We start from the raw sequence: 12,715 nt of genomic DNA on the forward strand, positions 1-12,715 counted from the left end.
CATTGCGACTCGCTTATAAATATATGCCTTTATTTGTTTTAAGCATCCGATTGAGCTTTGAGGTTGGCTAGATTATTATACAGCCCATATAACCCCATACCATACTTTGCTCAAAGAGCATCCCTAACCCCGGAGATAGCATGACTAGCTATAAAGTTTTAGACGTAAACGATGATTTACCCATTCGTACCAAAGGTGAAGTACACAGCGGTAAAGTTCGTTCAGTTTATTGGTTAACTGATGAAGACAGCGCACGATTAATTAAAGACAAAGGCTACCAAGTACCGACAGGTACTGAGCTTGCTATTATGGTTATTTCAGACCGAATTTCTGCATTCGATTGCATTTGGCAAGGCGAAAATGGTTTAAATGGCGTACCAGGTAAAGGTATGGCGTTAAACTCAGTGGCAGCCCATTGGTTTAAGTTATTTGATAAAGCAGGCCTTGCGGGTAATCATATTGTTGATATTCCACATCCGTATGTGTGGATTGTACGCAAAGCCAGTACAGTAAAAGTAGAGGCAATTGCTCGCCAATATATTACGGGTAGCATGTGGCGTGACTACGCTAAAGGCATACGTAACTTTTGTGGTATTGACTTGCCTGAAGGCTTAAAAGCGAACCAAAAGCTTGATAACGTTTTAATTACGCCATCAACAAAAGGTATTATTAAAGGCGTTGCTGATATTCCGCCAGTTGATGATGTAAATATTACTCGCGCTAACATTACTAATAACTTAGACGTATTTAACTTTAAATCGGTAGATGACGTAACCAAATACGAAAAGCTGTTAGTTGAAGGTTTTAAATTAATTAGTGATGAACTAGCGAAGCTTGGCCAAATTTTTGTAGATACTAAATTTGAGTTTGGTTATGTAGAGGATTTAAATGGCGCGCAACAACTTATATATATTGATGAAGTAGGCACGCCTGATTCGTCACGTATTTGGGATGAAGCTGCATACAAAAACGGTAAAATTGTTGAAAATTCTAAAGAAGGCTTTCGTCAATTACTGATTAATAATGTGCCAGAGAGTGACGTATTATTAAATAAAGATCGCATGAGTGAGCGTGAGCAATTAGCTAAAGATTATATTTTACCAGAATCAGTAATGCTTGAAGTGTCAAACACCTATGTTGGTATAGCGAGCAAAATTGTAGGCAGAGATATTGTGATCCCTAAAGATCCTCGCCAAGAAGTAATTACTATTTTAGATAACGATTACGAATTAATTGTTAAATAGCAGCACTTAAGTGCTAACAAAGCCAGTAACTAAGTCTTTATTTTTAGTTACTGGGCTATAATTCTTGCAATTAGTGCTCGTCTCTAATTAACTTAACCTAACATTAATATTTAGGTGTTGTTATGTTTGAGCGGGCATTGCAAAAGTTTGCTAAAAGACATTGTTTTTTAGCTATAGGTTTGTTTTTTAGTCAGTTTGCTTTAAGTGCAAATATTGAATTAGTAATAGAGGATCAACACGGCCAAAAGTTATCAGGTGCAGTGGTTGAGCTTAATGTTGCTGATAAGCAAGCCACACCTTCAAATTTGCCCACTGCCATAATGGATCAAGTCCATAAGCAGTTTTTACCCGAATTATTAGTTGTACAACAGGGTCAAAAAGTTAACTTTCCTAACAGCGACAATATTCGCCATCATGTTTATTCTTTTTCACAAGCTAAGCCTTTTCAACTAAGATTATATTCAGGGCAACCAAAAGAGCCCATTACGTTTGAGCAACAAGGGGTTGTTGTTTTAGGGTGTAATATTCATGACTCTATGGTTGGCTATATCTATGTAGCGAGTAGTGAATCCGTCTATAAAACAGATAAAAAAGGCTATGTTAGTTTGCCTATTAATATACTGCCTGCACAAGTGAGTGTGTGGCACCCTTTACAAACAGCGCCATTGGAGAATAAAAAAATTATAACAATCAATTCTCAAAAAAAGTTACAGATAACAGTAAACACATCGACCCCAGCACCTAGAAATACCTTTGGTAGTAAGTTTAAGGCTGGTAATGACTAATAGTTTACGAAATCGCATAACCATTTTATGTGTTGGCTTAGTGTTATTAACCACTATGGTCAGCTTGTTTAGTTTTTGGTGGTCTACGAGTAAGTTTCAAGAAGAAAAAGTAAATCAAGATATTACCGTAGCGCAAAATGTTTATAAGCAATATTTAAAGTCAAAAGAAAGCCTACTGTTAACCGCTGCAAAAGTACTCACCTCCGATTTTGGTTTTAAGCAAGCTGTAGCAACGCGAGATGCAGGTACAATCAGCAGCGTGTTGTTTAATCACAGTCAGCGTATTGATGCCGAATTAATGTTGTTACTTGATTTATCGGGTAGGCTAATTTCCGCCAATACTGACGAAGACGTTTTTGCACACAACTTAAAGCCCTTGATGGAAGAGCTTTTAAGTGCGCCAGAAGAGTCTAGTTTTGTGGTGCTTAATAACGAGCTGTATCAAATTATTTTATTACCTGTAAAAGCGCCACGTACAGTAGCCTATAGTTTGGTGGGCTTTAAAATTGACGACAATGTAGCCCATGAACTAAAAAGCTTAACAGGCATGGATGTAAGTTTTATAGGCAGTGCTGACGATATTGTTATTAGCTCATTAGCTAATCGTCCTGAGCAATTTGAACCTGTTAGCTATTTTAGTACCGTAACCATATCGCGGTTTTTTGGTGAGTATTTAGTGTTTCGTAACCGAGAAATAGATTTACCATCGTTGTTGACCCATCCCATAATTATTTTGCTGAGTGCCGATTTAACACAAAGTTATAGTGATTTCGAAAAACTGCTTTTTACACTTATTATTTTAGCTATTTTAACTATGTTTGTAGGTGTTATTACTAGCAGTTTATTTGCTAATAACTTAACGACACCGCTAACCCAGCTCGCTGTTATTGCAAAGCAATTTGCCCAAGGTAATTATACTTTTGAATTTAAAGGGCAAAAGCAAAGTACAGAAATAGCCACCTTAGTTGCCGCTTTCGATAGCATGGGTAACGATATAAATCAGCGTGAACAGCAAATTAGTTTTCAAGCCAGACACGATTCCCTAACAGGCTTTTATAATCGCTCGGCAATGCTTGAGGTGCTTGATGATGAGTTAGATTCATCAGCCGAGTACACGCTCGTTGCAATAGACATAAAAGGTCTTCGCCATATAAACGATAAGCTCGGTCCGCGCATTGGTGATGACTGCCTAAAGGCCGTTGCTTGCAGAATAAGTGAGTTTTCGGATGAGTTAGGGGGCTTTCATGCCCGTATTGGCGGCGATGAGTTTTTAACTGTGTTTCCGACTGCGGCAGCGCGTGAACACAAAAGCGGTATTGTTGGCTTAATGGCACAATTACAAGCGTGCTACACCATTCAAAAACTAAAAATTAACTTACGCTTTAGTGCAGGCATTGTGCAGTATCCTACACAAGGTATTGCAAGTGATGACTTAATGCGCCGTGTGCTAATTGCAGTTGAAAGTGCTGCAAACACACAAGAGAGCATACATTACTATCAAAATGGCGAAGACGAAGCGCACTTAGAGCGCTTAATAATGCTTGATGAACTAAAGCAGGCTATTAGTGATGACGATGGTCAATTGTTTATGACTTATCAGCCAAAATTACATTTGAAATCGCAAAAAATAGATAAAGTTGAGTCGCTTATTCGCTGGCAGCGAAAAGATGGTAGCTGGGTTAATCCTGAACTGTTTATTGACTTAGCCGAGCAGTCGGGGCTTATTGTTGAGCTTACTGGGTGGGTTGTTAATACGGTTGTAGCACAAGTAGCTGATTGGCAGTCTAAAAATATAAACTTACAGGCTGCAATAAATGTATCTGCGCAAGATATAGCATTTCCGGGCTTTCACGCTGCATTAGTTCGCACGCTTAAAAAGTACAAATTAGATTCTAAGCTGATCACTATTGAGCTTACTGAGCGCGATATGATCGAAAACGAAGAAAAAGGTATTAAAGCGCTCGAAAACCTAAAGGCAATTGGCGTTAAAATATCATTAGATGATTATGGTGTAGGGCAAACATCACTTGGTAGATTAAAAATGCTGCCTATTGATGAGCTTAAGCTAGATAAGTGCTTTATCCTAAAACTTGATGAATCGCAAAAAGATCAATTTATAGTGCAATCATCAATTACGTTGGGGCATCAGCTAGGTTTCTCGGTTGTAGCTGAAGGGGTTGAAACGCTTGGCTCATTAAATTTACTTAGAGGCATGCAGTGCGACCATGCACAAGGCTATTACTTAAGTAGGCCTTTAAAAGCAGAACTATTAGAAGAATGGCTGGAGGAATACTATGCAAAAAATTAAATACTTATTAGCAAGTTTGTTTTTAATAGTTAGTGTGCCGAGCATTGCAAGCAATGGAAAGCTGCTAGCTACGCCGGGAGTTTCTCAAATTGAAGGCAGTGGCGGCGGGGGGATTGTACCGTGGGCACAACTTGCTGGGTACGCAAGTGATGATGAATTTTCGGTAAATGGCTTTTGTAGTCGCGCAGATGTAACCGACTACACACTTGACGTATGTGGTGCACAACTTAATTTATTTAATCGTGTTGAGCTTAGTTATGCCCAACAGCGCTTTGATGTACCAGCACTTGATGCTGAAATAGAGCAATCAATTACAGGTGCTAAAATACGTTTGTACGGCGATATTGTTTACAGTGATTGGCCACAGCTTAGCTTAGGGATTCAGCATAAATCACTAGATGATGGCAGTATAGCAACACTTGTAGGCGCAGAAGAGACTAGCGGTACTGACTACTACCTCGCTGCTAGTAAATTACATTTAGGGGCTATTGCTGGCTATAACTGGTTTTGGAACGTAACTACACGATACAGTGAAGCTAATCAACTTGGTCTACTTGGTTACGGTGGAGAAAATACTAGCGGAAAAGTATTATTTGAAGGCAGCACAGCTATATTTTTTAGTCGCGAAATAGCCGTAGGTGTTGAGTATCGTCAAAAATCAAATAACTTAAACTTAGGCGAACAAGATTGGAAAGACTTATTTGTAGCGTGGATGCCTAACAAGCATGTGAGTGTGACTGCGGCTTACCTTGATTTAGGAAGCATTGCAGGGGCTGACGATCAAACAGGTTGGTATTTATCGGTAACAGGGTATTGGTAATGAAAAGCGTTGGTATTTTTTTGATTTTTTTAGGGTTGCTTAGTGGGTGTGCAAATTCTACTAAGCTCTCACTTTATCAAAAGCTGGATGGTAAAGCGGGGATAGGCAGAATTGTTGATAGCTTTATCTATCAAATAGGCAATGACGAGCAGATAATTCATTACTTTGAACACAGTAATATAGCGCATTTCCGCCAAGGATTTATTAATCATATGTGCATGTTAGTAGAGGGCCCGTGTACATACGATGGTGACTCTATGGTGGCAATTCATACTGGTATGCATATTACAGAGAAAGATTTTAATCATGTTGTTGATTTGCTTATAAATGCAATGAATGAGCAAGATGTTAGCCATAGCTTACAAAACGATATTCTTTCTAGAATGGCGCCACTTCGTGATGAAATTATAAAAATGTAACTATAAAGCTTTCAAAGTAATTATTAAGTAAAGGGAACCTTGCTTTGATTGCATTGTCCACATAGAATTATTTCATAAAAACAACAATTGGCAAATATAGCTTGTATGGCTTATCTATTTATTTCTCGCAAAAATGTACACGCAAAATACTATAAAAAAATAATCAAAAGATTGTCGATGAATTGCCAATTACACATCATGGGAGCGCCTAAGCTTTCTGCTGTGAAATATTTAATAGATGCGTTCCAAGTTAATTTTACTGGTGTAGTCAACTCTCAACTAAAACGTAAAAGAGCACGTAATACAACTTGGAATAATTCTATCGTTACTGCGGTTTATAGTGCTGGTTTAGTTTTATTTGAACGATTACGATACGCCAAGTATTTAGCCTTATTAACCGAGACTAATCCTGAATACATTGTCATTTGGAACGGCAATAAACTTCCAAATACAACCGTTGCTATGGCTGCAAAAGCATTAGGTGTAAAGCAGTTTTATTATGAAAATGGTTTACTACCCGGTACAAGCAGTTTAGACCCTAATGGTATTAACTATAATGCGTCGTTAAGCCGTGACCCTTCTTTTTACCTAAATTTTGACCCACAAAATAAGTTAAACTTTTCTGCGCCGGATTTAATTCCAAGAGCTGATCATAAAAAGCGCTGTGAATTTGAGTGCGCCGATGTGCCAGAACGCTATATATTTGCGCCTTTTCAAGTACCTCACGATACTCAATTAGCTAGCTTTTCTCCGTGGATAAACTCTATGGACATGTTTTACGACGAGGTGATTAAAGCCGTCAAAAGCTTAAATGATCCAAGTTTAAAAGTGGTTTTTAAAGAGCATCCGTCGTGGCATAAACATTACGCTCATCTTTATGAAAAAGATCCGATTGCAATTTTTGCTAATGGAAATCAAACGAGTGATTTGATTAAGTGCGCAGAAGCCGTATTAACGATTAATTCAACGGTCGGCTTAGAAGCATTACTGCTAAATAAACGAGTTTTAACTCTTGGACAAGCCTGTTACAACATTGAGGGTTTGGTAAAGCATGCGAGCACTGCAGAGCAGCTTGCAGCAAATCTGAACGAAGTAATGCAGGGCTGGCAACCAAATACATTATTAAAGGATAAGTTTTTTAGCTTTATTGAACATGTATATTGTATTCCTGGCGTTTGGAAACACACTGAAGATAAACACATTAAAGCGATTGAAGCGCGTTTTACGGGTAATGATGAGTTTGCTAAATATCATGGTGATAAGGAATCGTAGTGAAAAACCTAATTAGCTGTCAGCAATTACACGATCAACTTAATAATCCTGCATTAGTGATATTTGATGCAGGTATGCTGCGCCCAGGTGTTTTGGGTACTTATTCGCCGCAAGCAATGCTGCCTAACGCTAAACGTTTTGACATAAAAAACGAATTAGCCGATAGATCAAATCCCTTACCAAGTACGGTATGCAGCGAGCAGCAGTTTACCCACGTGATGCAAAATGCAGGTGTAAATAACGACTCGTTTATAGTTGTATACGAAGATGGCGGTTTATTTAGCGCGGCAAGGGCGTGGTGGATGTTTAAAGCTATGGGGCACCACAACGTAAAAGTACTCAGTGGTGGCCTTAAAAAGTGGTTAGAGAGCGGTTACGCCACACAGCAAGGTTATAGCAAATCGTTAGGTAAAGGTGATTTTACGGCAAGCTATAATTCTGAGTATTTTATCAATAGCCAACAAGTGGTTGATGCAATTGATGAGCCCAGCACTGTATTGTTAGATGCACGTGCTTATAAACGTTTTACAGGCGAAGAAAGTGAACCCCGAAAAGGCATGCGTAGCGGGCATATCCCAAATAGTCGCCCGTTACCTTTTATGGATTTACTTAATAAAGGTGAAGCCAAACCACTTGCCGAAATTAAAGCGATATTTAATGACGTAATCGGTGATGTGCAGCAGCTACAATTTAGCTGTGGCTCAGGTATTACAGCGTGTGTTTTAGCGTTATTTGCTACCGAATGTGGTTACAGTAATTTAAGTGTTTATGATGGCTCGTGGAGTGAGTGGGGCGCAAGTGATTCATTGCCCATCGCCACGGGAGAAAAGCAGATGTGTTGTGGGTTTAGAGCTTGCTCACGTTAAAGCCGCAGCGCCTCTAAACCTCTTTGTGAATAATTGCATTTAAAAATATTACTCACAAGGAGAAGTGAAAGAGAAGAAAATGAGAAGGTAAAAACCAGTGCTTACTCGTATTTGAATACTATTTTTATACAATCGCTTACTCTAAAAGCGCAGCGCCTTTAAACCTTTTTGTGAATAACAGCATTTAAAGTATTACTCACAAGGAGAAGTGAAAGAGAAGAAAATGAGAAGGTAAAAATATGTTTGCTCGTATTTGTATTAAATAGTTTTTACTTTCTAAAACCATAAGGGCAATTTTTACAACCATTTTTGCAGCACGAACCACGCTTTAAAAAAAACCACTTACTAAATACCATGTAACCACTTTGCATGGTGTAGTCGAGCCCTTCAATTAAATTGTCGTTACCTCTAAATTGCTTTGCAAAGTCTATTTGGGTTTTAATAGGTTGTGCATAAACACCCTCTAAAAAAGTATTTATTTTATTAAGCGTGCACTTGCGGCATAAACAACTTGTTGCTGTGATATCAAGCGGTAAAATAGCCGGCAGCTCATTGCACCAACACGCTGATATATCGTCTACATTACACGTTAGAGTACTGTGGCATTGAGTACAGTTAAGTTGAGTCATTATAATTCTTTTTAGTAACAGTGAGCCAAGAATAACAAATATTATGAATACACAAAAAGCATTAGCTGAATTTATTACATTTGGTGAGCAAAGGGACGAAGCTATATCGGTTATCGTTTCAAGCCCTGCTGATAGCAATAAAACTCATTATACTCTCTCAACCGAGGTTTTAATTGATGTGCTTAAACGCTGTTTAAGTAACGAAATAGACTTAGATGATTTAGAGCTTTGGGCAAACGTAATTGAATCGCGAGATGATATTGATTGTACTGAGCATGAAGGTTTTATTTATGCACTCAGTAATAGTGAGCAAATGGGAGAGCTTAATCATCAAAAGCTTGCTCAAATAGTTGCGTTAGTAAAAGTTTAAAAAGCGAGGTGTAAAACCTCACCTACAATATGTGCAACCTTGTAGGTGCGAATTTACTTCGCGCTCATGTAACGTGGCTTTGGTGTTTAAAAAGTGAGGTGTAAAACCTCACCTACAATATATGCAACCCTGTAGGTGCGAATTTATTTCGCGCTCATGTAACGTGGCTTTGGTGTTTAAAAAGCGAGGTATAAAACCTCACCTACAATATATGTAACCCTGTAGGTGCGAATTTACTTTGCACTCATGCAATGTGGCTTTGGTGGTTAAAAAGTGAGGTATAAAACCTCACCTATAAAAAACCGCACTTCAATTGAATGCGGTTTTTTAAATTGAGGACAACCGTTTTAAGCGATTATTTATGATATCCCAAGCACGTTTCTACTTCGTTTTTAGAACCTAAAATAACGGCTACTCGCTGGTGGATTGCATCAGGCTGAATATCCATAATACGCTCGGTACCGGTTGATGCGATACCGCCAGCTTGCTCTACTAACATAGCCATTGGGTTTGCTTCATAAAGTAGGCGTAATTTATTTGGCTTTTTAGGATCTTTGGTGTCGGTAGGGTAAGTAAATAAACCGCCACGGCTAAGCACGCGATGTACATCGCCCACCATTGCTGCAATCCAGCGCATATTAAAGTTTTTAGCGCGCGGGCCTGTATCGCCTGCTAGCAAATCATTGATATAGTTTTGCATAGCTGGCTGCCAATGGCGTTGGTTAGACGTATTAATGGCAAATTCGTTTGTATCAGCAGGGATTTCGGCAAAATCTTGTGTAAGTAAAAAGCTGCCTTGTGTTTTATCAAGAGTAAACATGCGCGTGCCTTTACCTGTAGTCAGCGCAAGCATTGTTGATGGCCCGTAAAGTACGTAACCTGCAGCAACTTGCTTATGGCCGGGCTGCATAAATATGCTTTGATCAGCAGCGTCAGAGCCTTCAGGCGCTTCCATAATAGAAAATATAGTACCCACAAGTGAGTTAATATCCGTATTTGACGAGCCATCTAATGGATCAAATGCCACTATAAATTTAGCGTCTGGGTTACCTGCTACTGTGTAGTCTTCTTCTTCAGAGGCGATTGCTTTAACCGTACCTGATTCCAGTAAAATATCTTTTAACAGCTGATTAGATAATACATCGAGCTTTTTTTGAGTTTCACCTTGAATGTTTTCATCAAGGGTTGAGCCTAATACGCCAGAAAGCGCGCCTTGACCAACGCGAAACGAAATTTCTTTACATGCCGCTAAAACTGTTCGAATTAATGATAAAAGTTCTCTTGAACAACCATCTTCAAGTAATACTGGAGGGAGTCTACGCATTCTATTTTCCTGATAACGTGTTAAAACCAATCATAATGTGAGAGAGATTAGCTTAGAGCGCTGAAATTCGTCTTAAATAACTGTATTGTTTAAATAGCACCCTATAATGGGACCACCTAATCGTACTTAAAACACAAATAACAAAGATAAGATTATGAAAAAAATACCACTACTAAGTTACATATTCTTTACTGTGCTGTGCTCTATCATAACTCAAGCGCACGCAGCAATTAAGTCAATTGATGAATTTACTACGCAAATGAATCATTTTCCGGGCTATTATTCGTTTTTTTACGATACCCAAAAGGGAAAAGTATATTTAAAAGTTGATAAGTTTGAACAACAATTTTTACTGCAACAAAGCTTGCCTTACGGTATTGGCTCTAACGATATAGGCCTTGATAGAGGTCAGCTTGGTAATACTCACCTTGTGCAGTTTGAGCGTTTTGGCGACAAAGTAATGCTGCGGGCTGTAAATACTTACTATCGTGCTAATACAAGTAACAAGGCTGAACAGCAAAGTATTAAAGAAGCGTTTGCATCAAGTATACTTGCTGGTTTTAAAGTGGTTGCAGAAGATAAAGCCACAGCACTTATTGATTATACGCCTTATTTATTAAGTGATGTACATGGCGTAAGCCGCACACTTGCTGCACGTAAGCAAGGCAACTTTAGCCTTGATGAATCACGTAGCGCCGTTTATATGAATCGCTCAAAAGCATTTGTAAAAAACACCGAGCTTGAAGCCGTGCTTACATTTAAAGGCACAAAACCAGGTGAGTTTGTTCGCCAAGTAAGTGCCGACCCATACGCACTTACTGTGCATATGCATCATTCGCTTATTCAATTACCAGATGATAACTACACGCCGCGCAAGTTTAACCCGCAATCTGGCTTTTGGAGTATTGAGCATAAAGACTACGCAGCCCCGCTTGGCGAGTCTATGTTTGTGCGCTATATACCGCGCCATCGTTTAGTGAAAAAGGACTCAAGCTTACCAATTAGTGAGCCAGTTGAACCTATTGTTTATTATTTAGATCCCGGCGTGCCGGAGCCAGTTAAAAGCGCTTTACTTGAAGGTGGGAAGTGGTGGAACGACGCATTTACTGCTGCAGGGTACAAAAACGCATTTGTAGTAAAAGTGCTGCCAAGTAGTGCCGATCCTATGGATATTCGGTACAACGTAATTCAATGGGTACACCGTGCAACGCGTGGTTGGTCATACGGAAGCTCTGTAATTGACCCTCGCACAGGTGAAATACTTAAAGGGCATGTAACACTTGGCTCATTGCGTGTTCGCCAAGATATTTTAATAGCCGAAGCACTTGCTGCGCCTTATTTGAAAGGCAATGAAGTTGCTAAAAACTTGCAAGCAATGGCGCTTGATCGTATTCGCCAATTAAGCGCGCATGAAATTGGCCATACGTTAGGTATTTCTCATAACTTTGCTGCATCGGTAGGGGATAGAGCCTCAGTAATGGATTACCCACATCCGCTACTTAGTTTTAATGAACAAGGTAAGCTTGATGTAACGCGCGGCTATGCAACAGGCATGGGCGTGTGGGATACCCAAGTAATTAAATATGGCTATAGCGATTTTACTAACCAAGATGAAAGCGCAGAACTCGCCGCTATTTTAAAGGAGAACAAAGCCAAAGGCCTTGAGTTTATATCAGATAGTGACGCTCGTGCTAAAGGTGGCGCGCATCCAACAGCTCATTTATGGGATAACGGCACTAATCCCTCTCAGGAGCTTTTACGCGTACTCGACGTACGTAAAAAAGCGCTTTCGCAGTTTGGTATTAATAATATTAAAACGGGCGATTCACTATCGCAATTAGAGGAAAAACTAGTTCCACTTTATCTGTTCCACCGTTTTCAGGTTGAGGCGGCAGTTAAGCTTATAGCCGGTGTTGATTACGAATACGAAACACGTGGTGACTCACCCGTAAAAGGCGCACAAGTCGTTAATAAAAAAATGCAGCAAGAAGCGGTAAGTGCTATTTTTGCAACGCTTAAGCCAAATAACTTATTACTTCCTGAATCTGTATTATCGCTAATTCCGCCAAAAGCCTATGGCGAGTCTAAATCGCGCGAGAGCATAGTTGGGCGCACAGGGTTAACGCTCGATGCAATGGCATTACCCGAAGTTGCAGTGCAGCATAGTTTATCGCTTTTATTAAATGCACAACGTTTAAATCGCCTAGCGCAGCAGCAAGCACGTAGTAATGATTTTTATAGTTTAGATGAGTTACTTGAGGAGCTATATGGCCAAGTGTTTAACGCGTCATCACCTAATACAATGACAGGTAAAATAACTCAGCGCGTGCAATTTTTAACTGCAAAAGCCATGGCTGATTTAGTAGCAAGCGATAGTGCAAGCCCTGAAGTGCAGGCGCAGTTACGTTACTACTTAGTTAAGTTAAGTGAAGACTTTAACCAAAACTCAATGCTGAGCCATACAAGTACTGGCGAGAGTGCATTTAAGCAATATTTAGCAGAGCAAGTAAATCAGTTTTTAATTAAAGGGCAATGGCCAAACAACTTTAAAGTGCTGCCAATCCCACCAGGCTCACCAATTTAGAATAAAAAGTAGAAGCGCTTATTTTAAATCAATCATTTAATCAATTACAAAGCAAAACACCGAGTATATTTATACTCGGTGTTATTTTATTCTA

Annotated in this window: 11 protein-coding genes; 9 read left to right on the top strand and 2 right to left on the bottom strand. The window is 39.3% G+C overall.

Annotated elements, in window-relative coordinates; all coding sequences use genetic code 11:
- Window positions 1-140 precede the first annotated feature (140 nt).
- The 7 genes from ABX891_RS03900 (at window position 141) to ABX891_RS03930 (ending at window position 7,714) form a co-directional block, all read left to right on the top strand.
- The gene (locus tag ABX891_RS03900; protein WP_290192233.1) at window positions 141-1,244 is read left to right on the top strand and encodes a phosphoribosylaminoimidazolesuccinocarboxamide synthase; all 1,104 of its coding nucleotides are present in this window, start codon (window positions 141-143) and stop codon (window positions 1,242-1,244) included.
- A gap of 122 nt (window positions 1,245-1,366) precedes the next feature.
- The gene (locus ABX891_RS03905) at window positions 1,367-2,029 is read left to right on the top strand and encodes a methylamine utilization protein (RefSeq protein ID WP_076925058.1); all 663 of its coding nucleotides are present in this window, start codon (window positions 1,367-1,369) and stop codon (window positions 2,027-2,029) included.
- Window positions 2,022-4,337 (top strand): bifunctional diguanylate cyclase/phosphodiesterase, encoded by a 2,316-nt coding sequence (locus ABX891_RS03910; protein ID WP_354628956.1) that lies wholly within the window; start codon window positions 2,022-2,024, stop codon window positions 4,335-4,337. Before ABX891_RS03905 ends, ABX891_RS03910 begins: the two co-directional genes overlap by 8 nt.
- Window positions 4,324-5,157, top strand: coding sequence for a DUF3034 family protein (locus ABX891_RS03915; protein WP_024605086.1), 834 nt, complete (start codon window positions 4,324-4,326; stop codon window positions 5,155-5,157). The genes ABX891_RS03910 and ABX891_RS03915 overlap by 14 nt, the downstream gene beginning before the upstream one ends.
- The gene (locus ABX891_RS03920) at window positions 5,157-5,576 is read left to right on the top strand and encodes a group I truncated hemoglobin (protein WP_024605085.1); all 420 of its coding nucleotides are present in this window, start codon (window positions 5,157-5,159) and stop codon (window positions 5,574-5,576) included. The genes ABX891_RS03915 and ABX891_RS03920 overlap by 1 nt, the downstream gene beginning before the upstream one ends.
- Window positions 5,577-5,753: 177 nt before the next feature.
- Window positions 5,754-6,848 (top strand): capsular polysaccharide export protein, LipB/KpsS family, encoded by a 1,095-nt coding sequence (locus tag ABX891_RS03925; RefSeq protein WP_240915897.1) that lies wholly within the window; start codon window positions 5,754-5,756, stop codon window positions 6,846-6,848.
- Window positions 6,848-7,714, top strand: a complete 867-nt coding sequence (locus tag ABX891_RS03930; RefSeq protein ID WP_024605084.1) for a sulfurtransferase — start codon at window positions 6,848-6,850, stop codon at window positions 7,712-7,714. Before ABX891_RS03925 ends, ABX891_RS03930 begins: the two co-directional genes overlap by 1 nt.
- Before the next feature lie 269 nt (window positions 7,715-7,983).
- On the opposite strand, the gene ABX891_RS03935 is transcribed toward ABX891_RS03930, so the two are convergent.
- Window positions 7,984-8,343 (bottom strand): DUF5522 domain-containing protein, encoded by a 360-nt coding sequence (locus tag ABX891_RS03935; protein WP_024605083.1) that lies wholly within the window; start codon window positions 8,341-8,343, stop codon window positions 7,984-7,986.
- 43 nt (window positions 8,344-8,386) lie between these two features.
- Between ABX891_RS03935 and ABX891_RS03940 the strand changes: the two genes are divergently transcribed.
- The gene (locus tag ABX891_RS03940; RefSeq protein WP_004335492.1) at window positions 8,387-8,713 is read left to right on the top strand and encodes a hypothetical protein; all 327 of its coding nucleotides are present in this window, start codon (window positions 8,387-8,389) and stop codon (window positions 8,711-8,713) included.
- 355 nt (window positions 8,714-9,068) lie between these two features.
- Here the strand turns inward: ABX891_RS03940 and ABX891_RS03945 are convergent, their stop codons facing one another.
- Complete coding sequence (locus ABX891_RS03945; protein WP_154903726.1) at window positions 9,069-10,037, bottom strand: class 1 fructose-bisphosphatase; 969 nt, start codon at window positions 10,035-10,037, stop codon at window positions 9,069-9,071.
- A 154-nt stretch (window positions 10,038-10,191) separates the two neighbouring features.
- Between ABX891_RS03945 and ABX891_RS03950 the strand changes: the two genes are divergently transcribed.
- A complete protein-coding gene (locus ABX891_RS03950; protein WP_354628957.1) occupies window positions 10,192-12,621 on the top strand; it encodes a zinc-dependent metalloprotease in 2,430 nt (809 codons plus the stop codon).
- Window positions 12,622-12,715: the final 94 nt, after the last annotated feature.

The organism is Pseudoalteromonas sp. NCIMB 1079 (assembly GCF_040567695.1).
GTDB lineage: Bacteria > Pseudomonadota > Gammaproteobacteria > Enterobacterales > Alteromonadaceae > Pseudoalteromonas > Pseudoalteromonas distincta.

Excerpts from the sequence above, each read along its gene's own strand:
- ABX891_RS03900 (WP_290192233.1), top strand. The coding sequence starts at position 141 with ATGACTAGCTATAAAGTTTTAGACGTAAACGATGATTTACCCATTCGT.
- ABX891_RS03905 (WP_076925058.1), top strand. The coding sequence starts at position 1,367 with ATGTTTGAGCGGGCATTGCAAAAGTTTGCTAAAAGACATTGTTTTTTA.
- ABX891_RS03910 (WP_354628956.1), top strand. The coding sequence starts at position 2,022 with ATGACTAATAGTTTACGAAATCGCATAACCATTTTATGTGTTGGCTTA.
- ABX891_RS03915 (WP_024605086.1), top strand. The coding sequence starts at position 4,324 with ATGCAAAAAATTAAATACTTATTAGCAAGTTTGTTTTTAATAGTTAGT.
- ABX891_RS03920 (WP_024605085.1), top strand. The coding sequence starts at position 5,157 with ATGAAAAGCGTTGGTATTTTTTTGATTTTTTTAGGGTTGCTTAGTGGG.
- ABX891_RS03925 (WP_240915897.1), top strand. The coding sequence starts at position 5,754 with ATGAATTGCCAATTACACATCATGGGAGCGCCTAAGCTTTCTGCTGTG.
- ABX891_RS03935 (WP_024605083.1), bottom strand. The coding sequence starts at position 8,343 with ATGACTCAACTTAACTGTACTCAATGCCACAGTACTCTAACGTGTAAT.
- ABX891_RS03940 (WP_004335492.1), top strand. The coding sequence starts at position 8,387 with ATGAATACACAAAAAGCATTAGCTGAATTTATTACATTTGGTGAGCAA.
- ABX891_RS03945 (WP_154903726.1), bottom strand. The coding sequence starts at position 10,037 with ATGCGTAGACTCCCTCCAGTATTACTTGAAGATGGTTGTTCAAGAGAA.
- ABX891_RS03950 (WP_354628957.1), top strand. The coding sequence starts at position 10,192 with ATGAAAAAAATACCACTACTAAGTTACATATTCTTTACTGTGCTGTGC.